Consider the following 18,682-nt stretch of genomic DNA (forward strand, 5'->3'; position numbering starts at 1 on the left):
AACCGGCTCCAACGCTGCGCAAGATGAAAGCTTCGCGTTTCCGCCGGTTGCTCACACCGCGCCACTTGGCGTATTCAAAACCCCCGAGGCTCCAATCGCAGCTGGATGAAAGTTCAGTGGCAGGTCACCACAGGTTCAATTGCTCAAGCCTGTGGTCGTCCTTCTCTTGGTTGCGGATAATCGCGGATTGTCTCCTCATCACGACCGACAGTCGACACGACGTACCCACGCACCCAAAAGTGCTACCCGGTAAAGCCGCGCTTTCTCTCACCGTAGACCCGCCCAAGGTGGATGGCACTCTTGCCCTTCATGTATCCCACAACCTGACTAATATTACTGGATCAACCATCGCGATGGATCGTCATCGATAGAGGATGGCTTGTGGCAAAGTTTGAGTTGACCGTTTTCGATGGCGAGGCGACACTTGCAATCGACAGCAAGGCAGGAGGAAAAATAATGGACGAGCCAGAGCGCTGGCGCGACATGGCAAGCGCACCGAAGGACGGCAGTCGGATTCTCGTCACGATCCGTCAGTCCGAACAGGGGCCGGCAGAAGTTGACCTCGCATATTGGTCGAATGGCGATCATTTCGGTGCAGAAGGCTGGCGCGCCTCTGATTCCTCACCTGGCCGCATCATCGAATATGCCGCGCCGGAACTGAAGTGCTGGATGCCGATGCCCTCTGCCAATCTCAATCGCACCTCGATGCCCGCACCCTGGGAAGGCGAGGACGCTCAGCAGCTCGACGGGTCAGGAATTTAAGAACTCGCGCCAAGAGCGTTGTTCACAAGGCCATAGTTCGGCGTCGACCGTCGCAACAATATCAGCGGCCCTTCGGCGGTTGAGAGACAACCTGCAGCCGGAGTTCGCCTGTTTAAAAAAATCTTGATGTGCTGCGGCGCGTAACCCCCTACAGGTTCTTCCTCCGGATTGTCTTGTTGCCGCGCGGTCCAGTTTCCTGTGGCGAGTTCTTCACATTCTCGTCGAATAGCGCCCGCCATCGGGACAATCGATCACGAGACAAAGCTCCGGCATCCACGGCCGACAGCACTGCGCAGCCAGGTTCGTGCTGGTGGCTACAGTTCCGGAACCGGCAATTTGGCGCCAGCTCGGTTATTTCTGAATATAATGCGTCGATACCATCGGCAGCGTCGCTCACCTGGAGGGTACGCATTCCAGGCGTATCGATGACCCATCCACCCCCTGCAATTGGGTGGATTGAGCGTGCTGTTGTCGTATGGCTGCCCTTGGCATCATGCTCTCGAATGCCGCCAGTCTTTTGAGACTGGTCACCGCGTAGTCCTGCCAAAGCATTGACTAACGTCGATTTACCGACCCCGGAGGAGCCGACGAGCGCGATCGTCTGCCCGGGCTGACACCACGGTGCGAGAGCGGCCGCGGCATCTATAGATCGCGCGTCCAGTACCACGACGGGCAGATCGCGTTGCAGCGCCGCTGCGTCGCGCCGATAGATAGGTACGTCGTCGGTGGTATCCGCTTTTGTGAGGACGATTACGGGCGCCGTTCCTGCCTGATTGGCGAGTGCGATGTAGCGTTCCAATCTGGCCACGTTGAAGTCCAAATTGCAGGACGTGACGATCAATAATGTATCGACATTGGAAGCACCGAGCTGGTAGGTAGCTCGGCCTTCGGTCCGGCGCTGCAGCAACGTTCTGCGCTCCAGACGCCGAACCAACGCATGATCGTGCGGCTCGACCAGCACCCAGTCGCCCACGGCGAACTCGCCGGTGTTGATTTGATGCGATATCTTCAGCTTCGCTAGACCCGTTGGCGAGACAATGCTCAGACGACTACGGTGAACCTCGGCAATGCGCCGTGGGACGAGATCGCTCTCTGCTGATGTCAGCTGATCCGAAAAGAATTCAGACCATCCCTGCGATTTGAGGAATGCAGATTCGCTTTCAAGGTTCAAAGACCAGGTAGTGGGTGCTGTGTCGCGTTCGATGGGCTAACTCCGTCCTGTAGAAATCGGCGGTTTCAGTTAGGGGGCAAGTATCACATTTTCCGGCTTTGTGCTGATCATGCGTGCATGAACGCTGCGGGCGGCAGCTTGTCCGCTCCCCTATCAGGACTTGCGAAACGCGCTGAGGTATAAGGCTGCCCAATTGAGGAGGCTGTGGTGCGACAAGCGAGCTTGAGCTGGCGCGATTTTGAATCCAAAGGACGTCGAAGCGCAAGCGGCACGCATCTGCTCGGGTTATGAGGTGAGGTAAGCTGGAGCTCTGTTACGCGAAGCGCATCGCTGTTTTCGCGCGCGCCTTTGCAGCAACTTCCTCTCGATCGCGAGGGGGTTGGGAGGTCTCAAGCGAACTGAGCAGCTCGTGGGCGCATTTCGTGATCGCAATGACCGCCTGCTCGAACGCCGCCTCATTGCGTTTCGACGGCTTGGTGGTTCCGCTCAACTTGCGCACGAACTGAAGCGCGGCGTCATGGACCTCCTCGTCCGTAGCTGGCGGATCGAAATTGAATAGGGGTTTGATATTTCGGCACATGGCTTTCTCCCGATCGCCTCTCTCTTCCACCGAGAAGAGGATTGCTTCATATAAAGTAGTCGCGTGAGCGTGATTTACAAACGGACCGCTTCGCCGCGGTCGGGTCCACGCACCGCGGAAGCAGCGTCCCCGCTTAGGGGTTGTCCCCGTGACTTTGGCGTTGTCAGAGCATGATGCCGAAAAGTGTGAGCGGTTTTCTCATAACATCATGCTCTAACTCTTTAATGTAGAACAGGATTCAGATTTTAGGCCGACCCGGTCTAAAATCATCCTATGGCGGCCTCGCATTGCCAGTCGAAAGTGCCGAAAAGACGTTGATATTGAACCAGTGCTCCCAATCAATCAGGCGGGCATCAATCGCTTTTCAGTCTTAGCGTCGAACAGATGCAGCTTGCTGAGGTCGGGGGCAAGGCCGAGCTTATCACCCGCACGGAGTTCAAGGCGCTCCCTCACCGTCACAACGAGGTTATCGGCACCGAGCTTGGCGGTGACCTGGATCTCGGCTCCGGTCGGCTCGACAAGGGCGACTTCAGCCGTCACGGGACCTTGTCCGATCGTCAGGTGCTCAGGCCGGATGCCATAGGTGATTGCGGCGCCGCGCGCCAATGTTGTCCCTTCGGGCAATGGCAGCCTTCCACCGCCATCCGCGACGAATTCAACCGGTCCCGACCTGCTGACCTGCCCGTGAATGAGGTTCATCCCCGGAGACCCGATGAACCCTGCTACGAACAGGTTCGCCGGCTGGTCGTAGAGATCGAGAGGGGAGCCTATCTGCTCTACGAAGCCGTCCCGCATCACGACGATGCGATCGGCCATCGTCATTGCCTCGATTTGGTCGTGAGTGACGTAAATTGTTGTTGTCTTCAGTCGCTGGTGCAGTTGCTTGATTTCGGAGCGCATCTGAACGCGCAGCTTCGCGTCCAGATTGGATAATGGCTCGTCGAATAGAAAGACCTGCGGATTACGCACGATCGCACGGCCCATCGCCACACGCTGGCGCTGGCCGCCCGATAGATTTCTCGGATATCTGCCGAGCAGATGCTCGAGCCCAAGGATTTGGGCAGCCTCCCGAACACGCTGCTTCGTCTGCTCTTTGGGAGCTCTCGCCAGCTTCAGCGAAAATCCCATATTCGCCTCGACCGTCAGATGCGGGTAAAGCGCGTAGGACTGGAAGACCATGGCAATGTCGCGCTCTTTCGGTGCGACGTTGTTCACGACCTTGCTGCCGATCGAAATTCTGCCGTCGGAAATCTCTTCGAGGCCGGCGATCATTCGCAACAATGTCGACTTTCCGCAGCCGGAAGGGCCGACGAGGATCACGAATTCCCCGTCGTCGATATGAATATTCACCCCATGCAGGACTTCGAAGTGACCGTAGCTCTTACGGGCATTCGCCACACTTACTGACGCCATGATTTTCTCCGGCTGGATGTTCGTAGTTCGACGAGCAGCCTTTAGTCCTTTGTTTTTATGCATGTCGTTATCCCGGAACCGCTGCACACTTCCGGGCGACATGCTTTAAGCGGCTGCAAACTGCTCATTGCATTGCGGTCGCGGCAGAATAGGGAGCCAAGGCCGCGTCGATGGCTGAAAGACAGAGTTTTCGGGCATTGGGATCGACCCGCTTTGACACCACGTCCGTATATAACCGCCCGAGATACTGGCTGATCAATGTCTCGGGAATGGCGTCCGGGAGCCGGTTGAACAATGCGTCGACTGCCGCGGCTGCCCTTGGATCAGGCCAGTAGTAGCGGATACGATCGCTATAGCTGAAATGCCGCTGCAGGCGCTCTTCATCGGGGCTGCCGCTATAGTGCCCTGCCCAGTGCGCCGGTTGCTCCACCATCATTGTTTCCATGGTCGCGGCCAGTCCGGTTCCCGGTGTCGTTCCGGCGAGGATGCCGGCAATCGCATCGAGACCGTAGAGGGCCTCGCGAAGCGCGAACGTCAGCCCGGGTCCTACCTTGAGAATGGCAAAGCCGCCGTCGACCAGAGCGGACAAAGCGCTGGTCGGCTGGTAGTCCGTGGAATGCGCTTCGAAAACCAGCCCCGGCATTTCGTCCAGCGACTGAATAAGACTGGTCGCTCGTTCGGGCTTGTAAAGGACCACGTTCGTGTTGCCGAATTCGACGCCCGGCTGAACCACGATACCGATCACCCGATCCATTGCCGAAGCCAAACCAGCTTGGGAAAATGATGTCTGATGGACCGCCAGTGTCCTCACTGCCGCATCGGCACGGGTGATGTCGATTTCTTCGAGTGCGTGAGTTGCACCGCCGGGAGGCGGCACCTCGGTCCCGATGATATACACCGGCGGGCGCCGGCCGCAGCGATGAGCGGCCTCTTCGGCAGCTTTTGCCAGTTGCGCGGCGCGGACGGCGGTGATCTCGTCGTCAAGTGCAGCCGGTTCGCCGGCGCAGCCCATGGAAGTGTCGAGATGCAGCTTCTCAAACCCGGCTTCCACATAGGCTGTGACCATGGCCGAGGCGCGCGCCATTGCTTCCTGCGCCGACAGCTTCCTCCATGGGTTCGGACCAAGATGATCGCCGCCCAGGATGACGCGTTCGGCTGGAAAACCAACGGCCGTGGCGACGTTTTCGATGAAGCGGCGAAAGTCCGGTGGCGTCATCCCGGTATAGCCGCCTTCCTGATTGACCTGATTGCAGGTGGCTTCGATGAGGACTGGCCGATCCTCCGCGGCGGCGCGGCGGAGCGTGGCCTCGATTACCAGAGGATGCGCTGAGCAGACCGAGGTGATCCCGCGTGGACAGGCGAGATTTCTCGCGCCGAAAAGCTTTCGAAGCGCGGTCTGCCGGTTCTCTTCGATCTGCGTCATGCCAGCTTCACGACCTTGGTCAGGTGGCGGGGAGATACCGTATCGATCTGCCGAGCCTGAGCGGCGCGCTCGCCGAGGACCTGCAGCGCGGGAAGGACGACCAGACCCGCGAGCGAAAGATCGACATCCACCGCGAGCTCCACATCGCCGGGGCCGCCGAGGCCAATGACGACGGCGCCCTTCTCTTTCAATTCGCCAACCAGCTTTATTTCCGCCTCTCTCTGGTCGGAGCTGTAGAGCATCACCACCGCCGTTTTTCGGTCGACGAGGCTGATCGGCCCGTGACGGTACTCCAGGGGGTGGAAGGCTTGCGTCATGATCTGGCTCATTTCCATGAGCTTCAGGGCGCCTTCCAGGGCGATGCCGAACAGCGGACCTCCGCCAAGAAACACGAAGTGGGTTCTGTCTGCGATGATGCCGGGAAGCGCATGATCGAGAGCGCCGGCGAGCTTGCGGGCGGAACCGACAACGGAGCCCGGCACATGCCGCCCGATCATCTGCAGTCCAAGAAGGACCATCAGGCTTGCCGAAACCGTCATGACGATGCCTTCGTCGGGATGGGTTTCGGCAGAAACCAGCCGATCGCAGTTTTTGGCAAGAGAGCTTTCTGGTTCGACGGTTAGAGCAGTGACGAACGCGCCGGCGGCACGGCTCGCTTTCGCGGCAGCAACTGTCTCCGTCGTCTCACCGCTGCGCGAAAGCGCCACTACATGCGTGTCACGCCACTCGGACCAGAATGCCGAGGGCCGGTTTTGCCATTCGGCGCCAGGGACTGCAATCGCCTTTCGCCCGGCCATATTGGAATAGGCCGCAAGCGAGAGTGCGAGATTGAAGGAAGTGCCGCAGCCGACGAAGACGAGCAGCTTGGAACTGTCATCGGCGGGGTTAGTGCCAATGGCTTTTTCCCAATAGGGAAATTGCTCGAAAATAACCTTTTCGGTCGTATTCATGAAGTCTCCGATTATTTGACCGAACCCGCCAGCAGGCCGCTGACGAGGTAACGGTTGAGAAAAATGACGACGAGGGCGGGGATGACGATCGCGATCGAGCCGCTGGCCGTGATCAGGCCGTAATCGATAAAGTTCTTCGTCACGAATTCCGGGATGAGCACTGTCAAGGGCTTGGTCGCCTGCGGCGAGAAGATGAGCGGGACAAGGTATTGTCCCCAGGCCCCCAGGAAGGTCAGGATCGCCGCTGCCGTCAGCCCGGGTCCGGCGAGCGGCAAGACGATGTTGAAGAAGATGTAAAGCCTGCCGGCGCCATCGAGCTGGGCTGCTTCCTCCAACGCGATCGGAAGAGCTTCGAAGACGCTTCTAAGCAGCCAGAGCGAAAGCGGTAGGAATGCCGAAACATATATCAGCGCGACGCCGACATAGGTGTCGACGAGATGCAGCTTGATCATGATCTGGTAGAGCGGGATCAGCACCGCGTAAGCGGGAATGGCGAGCGTCGCAACGACGGCAACGAAAAGTGTTTTCCTGCCAGGGAACTGAAGCCGGGTGAAGGCGTAAGCTCCGAGCGCGGATATTGCGACGCAGAACAGCGTCGCTGCGACGGAGGTCACGATGCTGTTCAGCAAAGCGGCGCGAAACTGCTTGAAGACCTCCACCCCTCCGATCCGCGCAATGTTGATGCCGAACAACCGCGAATAGTGATCCAGCGTAAAGTGCTGCGGAAAAAAGTTGATAGGGCGGACCGAGAAGTCTTCGCTTGGCGTGACCGAACTCGCAATGGTCCAGTAGATCGGCCCCAAAGACCAGATCAACAGCACGAGGACACCGACCCAGATCATCATTCTATAGGCAAGAGTGGCTTTCATCAGTCGAACCGTGTGTTGCGGTAAACGCGAAGGACGTAGACGAGCGAGATCAGCAGAGAGACGAGCGTGATCACCACCGACAGCGCCATTCCGTAGGAAAAGCGGAGGTTCTGGAACGTTTCCAGGTAGATCTGGACCAGCACCGGCCTGGTCTCGAGGCTGGCACCTGCCAGGACCCAAGCTTCATCGAAGAGGTTGAAGGCGTTTACCGTTGCGTTCGTCATCGCGACCGCGATCGCGCTGCGAACGAGGGGAAGGGTTACCCATCCAAACATCTGGACGCGGGTGGCGCCATCGATCCGCGCGGCCTCGTAGAGATGCGTCGGTATGCTCTGCATTGCGGCGAGAACAATCACGATCGTGAGCGGCATCATTCGCCAGACGTGTACGATCGTCACGGCGACAATTGCGCTGGTGCGATCGTTGAACCAGACATGATTTTCAAATGCGAGCCCGAGCGCGGAGAGAATGCCGTTCAACAGGCCCGCGCCAGGTTGGTAAATCCAAAGCCAGATGACCGAGTTCACGACGCCGGGCAGCGCCCAGGGCAGGATCACCGCAGCCAGAAGCCACTGACGCCCGACCTTGATCTGATTGATGAGCGCGGCCGCAAGAACGCCGAACACGGTTTCTGCAGTGACCGCCAGAACGACGTACATGAGCGTGTTGGTCCAGGTCGTCGCGAGCTGGCCATCGGAGAGCATCCGGCTGTAATTTTCGAGACCGACGAAGGGGGTGCCAGCCTGCATGGGATTGACCCTGTGCAGACTGTCCCAGACTGTTCGCCCCATCGGGTAGAAGACCAACGCCGCCATCGTGATGACGATCGGTGAGACCAGCAGAAGCCCAAGCGTGGTGTCGGCATTGAAGCCGACACCACGCTTGCTCGGCAGACCCTCGGAGGCGAAGGCAGTCATTGCGCCATCGCCTGCTTGGCAGCCGCCGCCATCGCCTCCACCGCTTGATCGACGCTCATCTGGCTTTTGGCCGCACTGTTGATCGCCGTATTCACACCACTCGAGAACTGAGGATACCAGGGCGGGGTGCCTTGCGGAAAAAGAGGCTCGACGGTCTTGGACTGCGCCACCAGAACGTCGCCGCTATTCAGCTTGCCGGCGTCATTCAGTTCGGAGAGTGCGGAAGTGCGGGTTGGCAGGAAGCCGTTTGCGGCATTCTTCTTTTGGAAGTCCCTGCTCGTAAACCACTTTACAAAGGCGATCGCCGCCTCCTTGTTCGGAGAGACGTTCGGTATGGCAAGGGCCTCGGGAAGACCGAAGCTGCGCGTTTCGCCGCTCGCAGTTGGAACCAGAATGGCTTCTACCTGGCCGGCGACCTTCGACTGCTTGGGATCGTTCATCTGGCCGAGACGTCCGGGCTCGCCAGAGATCATGATACTGGTGATGCCCTGCCCGAACATGCTTTCGTTGATCTGGCTGTCCTTGAGGCCGGTGGATGCCGGGTCGACAAGCCCCTCCTTGAGAAGCATGAGTTCGAAAGCGAGCGCCTTATAACCAGCCGAGTCCGGAGACGTGAAGAGCGGGTTGAAATCCTTGTCGAAAAGCTCACCGCCGAAGGCCTTCGTCAATAGATACCAGCTCGTCGAAGCACCCTCCGTTGCCGAAAGCGGCAGGCCGATCGGATACTGGGCGATGCCCTTTTCCTTAATTTTCTTGGCGGCGGCGACGAGGTCGTCCAGGGTCTTCGGCATTTCCGACACACCAGCATCGGCAAAATGCTTCTTGTTTACCAACAGGACTCGGAAGTCGTTCGTATAGGGAATGCCGAGAAGCTTCCCATCGACGGTGAAGATCTTCGCCACACCGATATCCTTGAGAGTATCGGCATCGATCACATCATCCAGCGGCAGGAACCAGCCCGCCGCACTGAACTGCCCTGTCCATGACCAGTCGAATTCGGTAACGTCGGCCGGCGCGGTGCCCGCGACCAGAGCCGTCACCAGCTTGGGCCGGATATCGTCCCAGGAGAGCGTCTGTAGGTCGACATGGATGCCAGTCTCTGCTTCGAAGTCCGCCGCAATGGTCGGACCCTGGGGTGACGGCATCAACACCGTGATCGACTGGCCGGCGAGCGGTTTTGCGTCGTCCGCCAAAGCGGGCAAGGCAAAGACCAAGGCCGCTGAACCAAGTAGTCGCAAGACAAATTTGTGCATGTTCCCATCCTTCATTGTTCTTGATGCTCGGTTTAAGTCGCGTGCGCGCCAAGGCTCTGAGCAGTGGCCGCGATTTGCCCGAACCAGCTCTCGTCCAAGGGCCAGTCGAGAAGTTGGGCAGCAGCCAGAAGGGCGCCACCAATGGGGGGAAGTTTCGGTGGCGCCGGAGGCTTTCCAATCCTCCGCTCGAGTGCTCCCAAAAGGAGCCGGCTGGAGAAGGTGCCGCCAGCATAAGTCCAATCGGCATTGGCATCGCAATGCCCGGAAATCGCACGGTGATGCTTTGAGAGTTCATCGGCTGCCTGCTCCAGCAATCCTATGGCTCCCGCGTCGCCATCGCACCCGACCCGATCCACGAGAGCTGAAATCGCTGCGATCTCCGCCCTTGGGTTTAAAAGCGCGCTTGCCCAGTCGCCGAGCCCGTTCATGGGATCGAGAGGATTGATGCCGAGGTGGTCGAACAGGGCCGTCGCCAGAGCGGTCGCGGCAGCGCGACCGTCCAGGCCTTGGCTGATGAGGTTGAGCGCCCTCTGCCCGATCCAGTGACTGCTTCCTTCGTCGCCGATCAGATCGCCCCAGCCGCCGATGCGTGCCGAACTTCCCGCCGCGTTGCGCGCCCAGGCCATCGAACCCGTACCGGAGAGAATGAGAATGCCGGGCTTGCCGCCAAAGGCGCCAAGATGTGCCGCATCGACGTCATTGAGAACTTGGCGGAGAGCATTCGGGAAGCCGCGCTGGATCGCATCGCGTTGCAAGGCCGACAGGCGTGCGACCTCGCCATAGGCGGGAAGCCCCGCGGCGACCGCCATCAATTTTGGCTCATTGTGGAAAGGCAGCAGATGCTGCTCCAGCTCTTCCAGCCAGTTCGGATTGTCCATCGGATTGACGCCGCGGCCGCGGGCGCTGCGCAGGATTCGACCACTCCGATCTGCGAGGGCGACGAAAACCTTGCTTCCGCCCCCGTCAATACCGAGGATCAGCTCGTCGCTCATTCCTTGGCCCCCAGCTCTGCGATCGTCGCGTCGACGCCGAAATTAGCCAGTTCCTCGCGCCAATGGCGCGGGAGTGCGGAATCGGTGATAACCTTTGCAGTGTTGAGCGGCGCCACCTTGTAGGTCGCCATCATTCCGAATTTCGATGAGTCGGCCAGGACGAAGCGATTTGCCGATCGAGCCAGCATACGTCGATTGAGGCTGGCTTCCGCGCTATCGACGCTATAGATGGCGCCGTCGGGACTGATGGCGCTTGCGCCAAGAAAGAGCTGGTCGAACCAGATCGTCTCGATCATCGCCTCCGCCTGTGGCCCGACCAATGATGCGTTTTCGCTGCGCAGCTGGCCGCCGAGAAGCACCACTTCGAGGTTTGGAATGTTCAGGAATTCCTGCGCCACCGTCAGGCCGTTCGTGAATATCCTGAGCGGAATCGGGTTGATCCTGATGAGGCGGGCGAGCTGCAGGACGGTGGTGCCGGCATCGAGGAAGATTGCCGTGCGCGGATGCAGCAATTCATAGGCAGCAGTGGCAATGGCACGCTTGGCCGATAAATGGCGCTTTTCGCGCTCCTGAAACGCGACCTCGACCGACGACCCATCCGCAATGCGGGCTCCGCCGTGCACACGATCAATCGCCCCCTCCTGCTCAAGAATCTGAAGGTCTCTGCGTACGGTGGCGAGCGACGCCCCGATCGCGTCGGCAAGCGCCTGGATCGTGGAAAAGCCGTTCGCGTAGAGGTGGCTGCGGATGGCATCCAGACGATCGACCTTCACTCCGCCTGCCTGATTCACCGAAAAGCTCCTCCAACAATGTTCGCCATATCGATCACATTTCCACTCAAATAGATCATAGTCAATCATAATATTGGTGTTTTTTGATTTTTTTCCTCACTGACCAAGAAACGCGCCGCGGATGCCGCGGCGCGTTTTAGGGAACGGCGATGTTGCTGATGTCACTGATACTGAGGCAGGAGATCGCCGTGAGCGTCGATAAGATCGTCGACCATGCTCCAGATTTGGTCGGGCGAGAGTTCTGCGGAGGTATGAGGATCCAGCAGAGCGGCCTGATAAATGCGCTCGCGGCTCTTTGTGAGGGCAGCCTCAACGGTCAACCGCTGCACGGAAATACTCAGATTCATGACAGCCGCCAGCTGGGACGGAATCCGTCCAATGCGAACCGGTTGGACGCCGTTTCTGTCGACGTGGCAGGGCACTTCCACGATGCAGTCCGCAGGCAGGTTCTCGATCAGGCCATTGTTTGCAACATTGCCGTAGATCAAGGCCGGGGTGCCGGTTACCGCAGCATGGATGATGCCGGCAGCATATTCGTTGCTGCGACAAACCTCGATCGGTCTCTCGCCTTCCAGCTCCTGCCGCAGGGCACGCCATTCGCCTATCTGCACATCGCAGCGGCGGAGGTATTCGTCCAACGGGATGTTGAGCCGGTCGATCAGGTCGTTTCGACCCTCCTTGATGTACCAGGAGGTATATTCGGAGAAATGCTCGCTGGACTCGGTGACGAAGTGGCCAAGGCGCTGGAGCACGTCGAAGCGTACGCGGTCATCGACCGGAACACGACCCTCGACCGCCAGCGCTTTCAATCGCGGATAAAGGTCTTCCCGGCGGCCGTCGCGATGAACTTTCTCGTATTTCAGGAAGAAGGCGACGTGATTGATACCGGCGGACACGTAATTGACGTCGGCAACGTCTTCGTCCAGGCATTTTGCAAGATGGGCGGCAGTGTGTTGAACGCTGTGACACAGGCCGACCGTGCGGATTTCCGGCGCCAGTTCGTTGATCGCCCAGCAATTGATGGCCATCGGGTTGACGTATTGCATCAGCAGCGCTTGCGGGCACACATCTTGCATATCCCGGCAGATCGCTTCCAATACCGGGATCGTGCGCAAGCCGCGGAAAATGCCGCCGATGCCGAGAGTGTCGGCAATCGTTTGACGCAAGCCGTATTTCTTCGGAACGTCAAAGTCCGTCACCGTCGCCGGCTTATAACCGCCGACCTGCATCATGAGGATGACGAAGTCCGACCCGCGAAGAGCGTCGCGCCGGTCCAAAGTGGCTTCAATCTTGACGCTTGAACGCCCCAGTGCCTCGCAAATCCGGCGAGCAACGATTTCGGATGTCTTTAGCCGCTCCGGGTCGATATCGAACAGGCTGATGACGTAAGCCCCCTGCGTTTGCGAGGACAAGACATCTCCCAGAATGTTCTGCGCAAATACGGTGCTACCGGCGCCCACCAGGCAAATCTTCGGCATTGCAATCTCCCTATCGGTTATGATTGCTTAGTGCTCCTTCTGAATCAGAATTTCCTCCTGCTATCCGACTAATAATTCCGGGATTCGAGTCGAAGCCAGAAAATGAAACGGAATCACGATCGCGCCGAATGGATTGCATCTAGAGATGCATTCCTGATCGAGCGTCACATGGCCGATGCGATGGCAGCGCCGCACTGGCACGACCACGTCGAGTTGAACCTGTTGATGGAAGGCCAGATGACCTACCTGTTCAACGGCAGACAGGAACAGGTAGAGGCCGGGCGGCTGGTTCTGTTCTGGGCGGCGATCCCGCACCAGACGATCGCCGTTACCGAAAACGCGCCTTTGGTGTGCGCTTATCTTCCCCTCGTCGATTTCCTTGCCCTGCCGGTAGACAGAGGGGCCAGGCAATTGATCATGCAGGGCCGCTTCCTGACGCAGGGACCTCAGGAAAACCCGGATGTTTCGATGTTTGCACGCTGGGAAAGGGAATGGCAGTCAGGGAGTAAGGCAAGGCGCAAATTGATCGTGGATGAGGTGCGCCTGCGCATAAGACGCCTGATCCTGGACAATGCTAAAATCGAGACCGTGCCGACCCAATTGTTTCCGGCGCCTATGGCCGGCCACGCGGTGGGATACGTCGAGGGGCTCATCGACCTGATCAATATGCACTATGCAAACCCGATCAGCATCCCCGAGCTCGCGAAGCGCGCAAATATCCACCCGAGCACGGCCAACAGTGCTTTCCGCAAGGTGTTGGGAATATCGGTCAACGAGTATTTGATCCGATATCGGATGGCGCGGGCGATGCAGCTTCTGACCGACACCGACGCTCCCATCCTGCAGATCGGCTTTGACTGCGGCTTTGGCTCCAGTAGTCGCTTCTACGAGATATTCAAGGGGCGAACGGGGACCACTCCGCGTCATTTCCGCGAATCGGTGAGCGGGATGAACCCTTTGGCAGGCTGAATTTGTCGGAAGCGCAACGTCTTCCGCAAGAAGTGCACCTCTGAAATTACGATGTGTTCCCAAGGCGCCCAGCTGAGGCCCGGATGCGGATAAAAATGCTGGGGTCTTGAACGATACGAAGCTCGACGTTCAAGATGATTTTGGTGAAGACCAAGGATTGATCACCTTCAGCCCGGCGGCCTCGAAAGGGCTCGTGTCGCGCGTCGCGACCGCGAGACCGTGCGCCGCTGCCGTGGCCGCAATATATCCATCAGCTTTGCCGATCGCTTTCCCGGACAGCCGAGCACGCGCCATGAGGTCTGAATAAAACTGCGAGGTGGTGACGCCGAAGGGTAGAATGCGCTCGACAAAATGCAGAAGCACTTCGCGCTCCAGGCGATCGTGAAGGATAGCCTGCCGTTTGCCTGGGGGCATGGAAGCAATCCCAAAACGAAGTTCGGCAATTGTTATGGTAGAAAGGAACAGTGTCTCGATTGCTTGTGCGTCCAACCAAGCGATCACTGCCACGTCGGGAACCGATCTCCACGGCTCTGATATGACGTTGGTGTTCAGCAATATCATTCGAACGTCATCGGCTCCGCAGGTGCCTTATCGCGACCCTGCTGCAGGGCTCCAACATCATCGTCGGAAAGCTCGGCATCCCGACCTATCGCCGCAAGTAAAGAGCCGAGTTTCACGCGCTCAGATGGACGAACGGCAGCCTCGAGGATGTCACGGATTTCAGCCTCGGTGCTTCTGCCATGATGAGCTGCTCGCACCCGCAGGGCGCGATGTGTCTCATCCGAGAGATTGCGAATGGTGACCGCTGGCATTGATATCATCCAACCAAACATGATTTCGTTGATATCAAATTATGCCGGATGATTTCTCTTTTCAAGTGGATTCAGAAGCATCGAAATAACTTCAGTGTTATCAGATCAAGCGAGACCTGAATTGATGAAAGACACCCGCCCTGGACAAGTACGACCGCCGCGCGGCTTCCGTTCTTTTCGCTACTGCGTCACGCGAAGGACCGCTGAACCCGTTGTCAATCGACCTTCAAGATCCCGATGAGCCTCGACGAGGTCGTCGAATGAATAGATGCGGGTAGGGTCGACCCTCAGGACACCCGATTTGATTGCCGCAAACAGATCGGCGGCGGCCTCAGCGGTCTGGGCAGGCGTTGAAACGTAATGCTGCAGCATTGGCCATGTCAGATGCAGCCCTCGCGGGCCAAGTTCATAGGGATCAAGAGGAGTAATTTCGCCGGATACCTTACCGAACTGGACCAAGGTGCCACGAACTTTGAGTACGGCAAGCGAACCACGGAAGGTGTCTTCTCCGACGGAATCAAACACCGCGTCTACGCCAACTCCATCAGTCAGTTCGAAGGTGCGCGCCACGAAATCTTCCGTGCTGTAATTGATGACGTGGTCACATCCCGCCCGGCGTGCAACGTCTGCCTTGCTTTGGCTGGATACTGTTCCAATGACACGATACCCGAGTGACTTAGCCCACTGCACGAAGATCTGGCCCACGCCACCCGCGGCGGCGTGATAGAGGATCGTGTCGCCGGGCTTCAAAGGTACAACGTCCTTGACCAGATATCTCGCCGTCAAACCCTTCAAAAAACTGCCCGCGGCCTGCTCGTCGGTGACACCGTCCGGTATAATCACCAACCGGTCGGCGGGATGGAGGCCCGCGCTGGCGTAAGCGCCTGTGCTGTGACCGAAGACGACGCGGTCGCCGACTTTCACCGAGGCAACGTTTCTTCCGACGGCCTCGACGACACCCGCTGCCTCGTTGCCGATAATTGCGGGAAATGACGGAACCTCCATCGTGCCGCGTCTGAAATAGACATCCACAAAATTGAGGCCAATGACTGTGCTGCGGACACGGACCTCTGCGTCACCAGGATCTGGGACTAGGATGTCTTCGAACTCCAGGACCTCAGGCGGACCGTACTGATGAATGCGTGCTGCTCGTGCTTTGAGCGACATTATGATTTCCTTTCAGCGAAATAGCGGCACTGTTTTGCGTGACGGTCACAAAGACTGGCGTTCGACATATTGAACGTTTCAGCCCGTTTGATAGTCCTGTTGCTTTCTTGTTCGTCCAGGGTCGCCGGCGGCCACGGTTTTCCGGCGCGCTACTTGCTCGGCAAGCGTCGCACCACTCACCATGGAGGTGTTACACGGCTGTATATTCGATCCAGACGGCGCCCAGCTCGCGACGGACAGCACGCGCTCCAGCACTTCCTTCGGGATCTCGCGGTCGGTGAACCTGCGCGCCTGTCGGGGTCGTGACCGCCTCATACGCGTCCATGATCCTTGCTTAGACAATCACAAAGATATCAATTCGAGATGAGCCGGCCAATTCGGCTCGGTGTTAGTCCGCACACTCCATTTGGTGGCCGAAATCACACCAAGGGTGAGAGAACGTCCTACCGACGTCGAGGATGTGGGGAGTTGAACAGCCGATCCGCTGTTTTCAGGATGCCGTTGGGCGGAGACAACAGTTGCCCGGGCCTACAGGCCTGCTGGTGCGCACTTTATGCCGGCGTTACTGCAATCAGCCGCGCGCCTCGCCTGACGTCAAAATGCGCAGTGGATGAGGTTCGCGCTCGAACAGTGGCCTATCGCGCAAGGGGATGAAATGACCACGCGTGATGTCAGGGGCGTTTGCTTTTATCCCGGTTTTGTCGGGATCCGGAGTTCAGACCGTCTGAATTCGGGACAAAGACAACTGGGCGGCGAGTTGACCGGCTACCGACAGCCCTCTAATTTTCCAGCTTCGCAGCTGCAATAGCGTGCGGCATTAGGAACGCAGCAAGCTCCGGGATGACATTCCTCGCCCCCTCAAGCGAAAAATCCCGGGCACAACGGCCTATGCCGATCGGGCTCACGAAATATGCCGCAGATCGTTTTAGACAAGAAGGAGCCGAGATCATGACTCTCGGCTTGTCGCCGCTGGCCAACGTCGAAAAAAGCCAATTTCCCGAGAGCACCTTTGTGCTACCTCTATCAGCGCGTATTCCTGTCACTGCTCGTTAACCGCCGGATTTTCAACGTTCAGGGCCAAGCTGAATTCAAGCGCAGGTTTCACGGTAACGAGGTGCAAACTTATATTGGCTTGCGGGGCTCCCACCGAAACCGTCGCGCTGCCGGGACTAAACACCCAGGCAAATCGCCGGTCTCTGAGATCGCCTGCTCCGTCGCATCTCCTCAGAAAAAAGTTTTGATCTCCGGCCCTGTGAGTTAGACATCACAAATCCAAAAGCGCGCGTTCGGCTTCGAGCGTCAATTCCCGGAGTTGGATCATGAAAATCGCGCCGCAGCAGCGGATCTATGTCTGCTTCTTTCTCTTCGCCGTGTCGCTGGGGGCGCTGCTGTCGAGGATGCCGGATTTGCAGGTTGCGCTTGGCGTCGACAAGTCGGAGCTTGGGTTGACGTTGATAGGGGCTGCGATCGGCGCCTTGATTTCGTTGACTTTGTCTTCGCCCGTGATCGCCCGGCTTGGTGCGCGGACAACGGCATTCGTTACCGTTCTCGGCACGTCTGCGTTGCTATCGCTGGTGCCGTGGATCGATGCGGCGCCGGTCGTGTTCTGTGTGCTTTTCGTCGAGGGGATGCTCGCCGGGGCGCTGGAGATCAATCTCAATGTCGAGATTGATCGCATCGAAGCACAGCTAGGACGCGGTGTGATGAACAGGGCGCATGGTTTCTGGAGCCTCGGCTTCTTCGCCACGGCGCTTGTCTCCTCTGTCGTCCGCCAAGCCGGTATTTCGATGCAACTCCATCTCGCCGTGACCTTTGCCGCGGTGCTTGTGCTCGGCGTCTGGGCGATTTCCGGCATGCGCAATGCGCCGCCGCGGACCCCGTTGAATGAAGGCAAGGCGCCGCTGATGGCGCTTCCCACCTGGGGCCTTATGCCGCTCTGCGTGATCGGCATCGCGGCTTTTCTCGTCGAAGGTGCCGGGATCGACTGGTCGGCGATCTATATGAGCGACGTGTTTTCGGTCGAGCCCTTCGTTGGCGGACTGGGATTGACGCTCTTTACCTTTTGTATGGCGCTGGCGCGCCTGTTCATCGATCCACTGGTCGATCGGTTTGGCGCGCGGGCCGTCGCCACGATGCTGCTTGTTCTTTCGGCGATCGGCATTTGTGCCGTCTGGGGCGCTCCGCATGCCTATGTGGCGCTGGCGGGCTTTGCCTTGATGGGCGCTGGCTGCAGCGCGGTCTATCCTCTCGCCGTCTCGGCGGCGGCCCAGCGCACAGATCGCGCGGCGTATCTCAACGTCGCCGCCCTTGGCCAGATGACCTTCGTCGTCTTCTTCCTGGCGCCGCCGCTGCTCGGTTTCATTGCCGAACATGCGGGCATCAGGACATCCTATCTCGTCTGCCTTCCGTTGATCATCTATGCGCTCTTTTCGGTCAAGGTGCTTGCCAAGCGCCGGGCGGCCTGCGACGGCAGCGTTGCGAGCGTCCGGAGCGTCAAAGGGTGATCGATCGAGCTGGCTGTTTCGGCGGCTCGATTGGTTCAGCGAAAAGCATAGGCGAGCACGCCGTGGCGGCGTGCTCGGTGCTCCCTTAACGTGTATACGTTTGATGTCCGTCATGAATTTTAAGAGAGCGTTTCACTTCGCTGGGTCCAAAGCTAAAGGAGCACTCGGCAATGCGCCGCGAGTGAGGGTCTTGAACAGGAGTGCCGGTGCTTTGATGGTTGGGGTACGACGACGCCAAGGTCCGCGCAAGACTATTGGCGCGCTCGATGCCGAGGCACCCGAAGCGCGGCAATATTGGCAGCCGGCGTCGCAGATCCGACAGTCCGCCGGCTGCCCATGCTAGATGATCATCGCGTCGAGCGGGAGCGCGAACACGGTTGCCAACAGAGGCCGATCATGATGACTAGCGTGCGTATCCCAGGTAATGTTCTCGTGGCCGTCATGATCGCCTGCGTCGGCACGTGTTACGGCTTCGGCCTCAGCCTTTTTCCTCAGATCATCCCAGACATGCGGAAAGATCTTGCCTTCGACTATGCGTTCGTCGGCACGGTCACCGGCCTAGTCCAGTTTTCCACGGTGGCATTCGCCGTGCTCGGTACCTGGCTCGTCCATCGCATCGGTGCCGCACGGA

At 58.6% G+C, this 18,682-nt stretch carries 18 protein-coding genes and 2 pseudogenes; 4 read left to right on the forward strand and 16 right to left on the reverse strand.

The window, feature by feature from the left end; translation table 11 throughout:
* Positions 1–124 precede the first annotated feature (124 nt).
* Positions 125–332, reverse strand: a pseudogene (locus HJB84_RS32975) (transposase); the annotation flags it as partial.
* Positions 333–456: 124 nt separating this feature from the next.
* Between HJB84_RS32975 and HJB84_RS32980 the strand changes: the two are divergent.
* Positions 457–762 (forward strand): hypothetical protein, encoded by a 306-nt coding sequence (locus HJB84_RS32980; RefSeq protein WP_207585746.1) that lies wholly within the window; start codon positions 457–459, stop codon positions 760–762.
* Positions 763–910: 148 nt separating this feature from the next.
* Here the strand turns inward: HJB84_RS32980 and rsgA are convergent, their stop codons facing one another.
* The 11 genes from rsgA to HJB84_RS33035 form a co-directional block, all read right to left on the reverse strand.
* Positions 911–1,933 carry a ribosome small subunit-dependent GTPase A gene (gene rsgA / locus HJB84_RS32985; RefSeq protein ID WP_207585747.1) on the reverse strand — a complete coding sequence of 341 codons (1,023 nt, stop codon included), beginning with the start codon at positions 1,931–1,933 and terminating at the stop codon, positions 911–913.
* A gap of 313 nt (positions 1,934–2,246) precedes the next feature.
* On the reverse strand, positions 2,247–2,513 hold the full coding sequence (locus HJB84_RS32990) for a DUF2277 domain-containing protein (RefSeq protein WP_221117933.1): 267 nt from the start codon (positions 2,511–2,513) through the stop codon (positions 2,247–2,249).
* Positions 2,514–2,855: 342 nt separating this feature from the next.
* Positions 2,856–3,926 (reverse strand): ABC transporter ATP-binding protein, encoded by a 1,071-nt coding sequence (locus HJB84_RS32995; RefSeq protein WP_207585749.1) that lies wholly within the window; start codon positions 3,924–3,926, stop codon positions 2,856–2,858.
* 124 nt (positions 3,927–4,050) lie between these two features.
* The gene (locus HJB84_RS33000) at positions 4,051–5,349 is read right to left on the reverse strand and encodes a D-tagatose-bisphosphate aldolase, class II, non-catalytic subunit (RefSeq protein ID WP_221117935.1); all 1,299 of its coding nucleotides are present in this window, start codon (positions 5,347–5,349) and stop codon (positions 4,051–4,053) included.
* Entirely contained in the window at positions 5,346–6,299 is a 954-nt protein-coding gene (locus HJB84_RS33005; RefSeq protein ID WP_221117937.1) for an SIS domain-containing protein, read from the reverse strand. The genes HJB84_RS33000 and HJB84_RS33005 overlap by 4 nt, the downstream gene beginning before the upstream one ends.
* Positions 6,300–6,310: 11 nt before the next feature.
* Entirely contained in the window at positions 6,311–7,144 is an 834-nt protein-coding gene (locus HJB84_RS33010; RefSeq protein WP_207585930.1) for a carbohydrate ABC transporter permease, read from the reverse strand.
* Between the two features lie 23 nt (positions 7,145–7,167).
* A complete protein-coding gene (locus HJB84_RS33015; RefSeq protein WP_207585752.1) occupies positions 7,168–8,085 on the reverse strand; it encodes a carbohydrate ABC transporter permease in 918 nt (305 codons plus the stop codon).
* Positions 8,082–9,338: a sugar ABC transporter substrate-binding protein gene (locus tag HJB84_RS33020; RefSeq protein ID WP_221117938.1), complete on the reverse strand. Its 1,257-nt coding sequence runs from the start codon at positions 9,336–9,338 to the stop codon at positions 8,082–8,084. The genes HJB84_RS33015 and HJB84_RS33020 overlap by 4 nt, the downstream gene beginning before the upstream one ends.
* 32 nt (positions 9,339–9,370) lie before the next feature.
* Positions 9,371–10,330 carry an N-acetylglucosamine kinase gene (locus HJB84_RS33025; protein ID WP_207585754.1) on the reverse strand — a complete coding sequence of 320 codons (960 nt, stop codon included), beginning with the start codon at positions 10,328–10,330 and terminating at the stop codon, positions 9,371–9,373.
* Positions 10,327–11,121: a DeoR/GlpR family DNA-binding transcription regulator gene (locus HJB84_RS33030; RefSeq protein WP_207585755.1), complete on the reverse strand. Its 795-nt coding sequence runs from the start codon at positions 11,119–11,121 to the stop codon at positions 10,327–10,329. The genes HJB84_RS33025 and HJB84_RS33030 overlap by 4 nt, the downstream gene beginning before the upstream one ends.
* 161 nt (positions 11,122–11,282) lie before the next feature.
* A complete protein-coding gene (locus tag HJB84_RS33035; protein WP_207585756.1) occupies positions 11,283–12,599 on the reverse strand; it encodes an alpha-glucosidase/alpha-galactosidase in 1,317 nt (438 codons plus the stop codon).
* 102 nt (positions 12,600–12,701) lie between these two features.
* Between HJB84_RS33035 and HJB84_RS33040 the strand changes: the two genes are divergently transcribed.
* Entirely contained in the window at positions 12,702–13,568 is an 867-nt protein-coding gene (locus HJB84_RS33040; RefSeq protein WP_207585757.1) for a helix-turn-helix domain-containing protein, read from the forward strand.
* A 129-nt stretch (positions 13,569–13,697) separates the two neighbouring features.
* On the opposite strand, the gene HJB84_RS33045 is transcribed toward HJB84_RS33040, so the two are convergent.
* The 4 genes from HJB84_RS33045 to HJB84_RS33060 form a co-directional block, all read right to left on the reverse strand.
* Entirely contained in the window at positions 13,698–14,129 is a 432-nt protein-coding gene (locus HJB84_RS33045) for a type II toxin-antitoxin system VapC family toxin (RefSeq protein WP_221117939.1), read from the reverse strand.
* Positions 14,126–14,380, reverse strand: coding sequence for a FitA-like ribbon-helix-helix domain-containing protein (locus tag HJB84_RS33050; RefSeq protein WP_207585759.1), 255 nt, complete (start codon positions 14,378–14,380; stop codon positions 14,126–14,128). The genes HJB84_RS33045 and HJB84_RS33050 overlap by 4 nt, the downstream gene beginning before the upstream one ends.
* A 180-nt stretch (positions 14,381–14,560) precedes the next feature.
* The gene (locus HJB84_RS33055) at positions 14,561–15,547 is read right to left on the reverse strand and encodes a quinone oxidoreductase (protein ID WP_207585760.1); all 987 of its coding nucleotides are present in this window, start codon (positions 15,545–15,547) and stop codon (positions 14,561–14,563) included.
* A 78-nt stretch (positions 15,548–15,625) separates the two neighbouring features.
* The gene (locus HJB84_RS33060) at positions 15,626–15,862 is read right to left on the reverse strand and encodes a nitroreductase family protein (protein ID WP_246762908.1); all 237 of its coding nucleotides are present in this window, start codon (positions 15,860–15,862) and stop codon (positions 15,626–15,628) included.
* Positions 15,863–16,866: 1,004 nt separating this feature from the next.
* On the opposite strand from HJB84_RS33060, the gene HJB84_RS33065 reads away from it, so the two are divergent.
* Both HJB84_RS33065 and HJB84_RS33070 read left to right on the forward strand, forming a co-directional pair.
* Positions 16,867–18,051, forward strand: a complete 1,185-nt coding sequence (locus tag HJB84_RS33065; protein WP_221117941.1) for an MFS transporter — start codon at positions 16,867–16,869, stop codon at positions 18,049–18,051.
* Between the two features lie 399 nt (positions 18,052–18,450).
* Positions 18,451–18,682, forward strand: a pseudogene (locus tag HJB84_RS33070) (MFS transporter); the annotation flags it as partial.

Source organism: Rhizobium sp. NZLR1b, from assembly GCF_019685155.1.
Classification (GTDB): Bacteria; Pseudomonadota; Alphaproteobacteria; order Rhizobiales; family Rhizobiaceae; genus Rhizobium.

What these genes read in the sequence shown, in the direction of transcription:
- HJB84_RS32980 (WP_207585746.1), top strand. Translation starts at nt 457, where the DNA reads ATGGACGAGCCAGAGCGCTGGCGCGACATGGCAAGCGCACCGAAGGAC.
- HJB84_RS32990 (WP_221117933.1), bottom strand. Translation starts at nt 2,513, where the DNA reads ATGTGCCGAAATATCAAACCCCTATTCAATTTCGATCCGCCAGCTACG.
- HJB84_RS32995 (WP_207585749.1), bottom strand. Translation starts at nt 3,926, where the DNA reads ATGGCGTCAGTAAGTGTGGCGAATGCCCGTAAGAGCTACGGTCACTTC.
- HJB84_RS33000 (WP_221117935.1), bottom strand. Translation starts at nt 5,349, where the DNA reads ATGACGCAGATCGAAGAGAACCGGCAGACCGCGCTTCGAAAGCTTTTC.
- HJB84_RS33005 (WP_221117937.1), bottom strand. Translation starts at nt 6,299, where the DNA reads ATGAATACGACCGAAAAGGTTATTTTCGAGCAATTTCCCTATTGGGAA.
- HJB84_RS33010 (WP_207585930.1), bottom strand. Translation starts at nt 7,144, where the DNA reads ATGATGATCTGGGTCGGTGTCCTCGTGCTGTTGATCTGGTCTTTGGGG.
- HJB84_RS33015 (WP_207585752.1), bottom strand. Translation starts at nt 8,085, where the DNA reads ATGACTGCCTTCGCCTCCGAGGGTCTGCCGAGCAAGCGTGGTGTCGGC.
- HJB84_RS33020 (WP_221117938.1), bottom strand. Translation starts at nt 9,338, where the DNA reads ATGCACAAATTTGTCTTGCGACTACTTGGTTCAGCGGCCTTGGTCTTT.
- HJB84_RS33025 (WP_207585754.1), bottom strand. Translation starts at nt 10,330, where the DNA reads ATGAGCGACGAGCTGATCCTCGGTATTGACGGGGGCGGAAGCAAGGTT.
- HJB84_RS33035 (WP_207585756.1), bottom strand. Translation starts at nt 12,599, where the DNA reads ATGCCGAAGATTTGCCTGGTGGGCGCCGGTAGCACCGTATTTGCGCAG.
- HJB84_RS33040 (WP_207585757.1), top strand. Translation starts at nt 12,702, where the DNA reads ATGAAACGGAATCACGATCGCGCCGAATGGATTGCATCTAGAGATGCA.
- HJB84_RS33045 (WP_221117939.1), bottom strand. Translation starts at nt 14,129, where the DNA reads ATGATATTGCTGAACACCAACGTCATATCAGAGCCGTGGAGATCGGTT.
- HJB84_RS33050 (WP_207585759.1), bottom strand. Translation starts at nt 14,380, where the DNA reads ATGCCAGCGGTCACCATTCGCAATCTCTCGGATGAGACACATCGCGCC.
- HJB84_RS33055 (WP_207585760.1), bottom strand. Translation starts at nt 15,547, where the DNA reads ATGTCGCTCAAAGCACGAGCAGCACGCATTCATCAGTACGGTCCGCCT.
- HJB84_RS33060 (WP_246762908.1), bottom strand. Translation starts at nt 15,862, where the DNA reads ATGAGGCGGTCACGACCCCGACAGGCGCGCAGGTTCACCGACCGCGAG.
- HJB84_RS33065 (WP_221117941.1), top strand. Translation starts at nt 16,867, where the DNA reads ATGAAAATCGCGCCGCAGCAGCGGATCTATGTCTGCTTCTTTCTCTTC.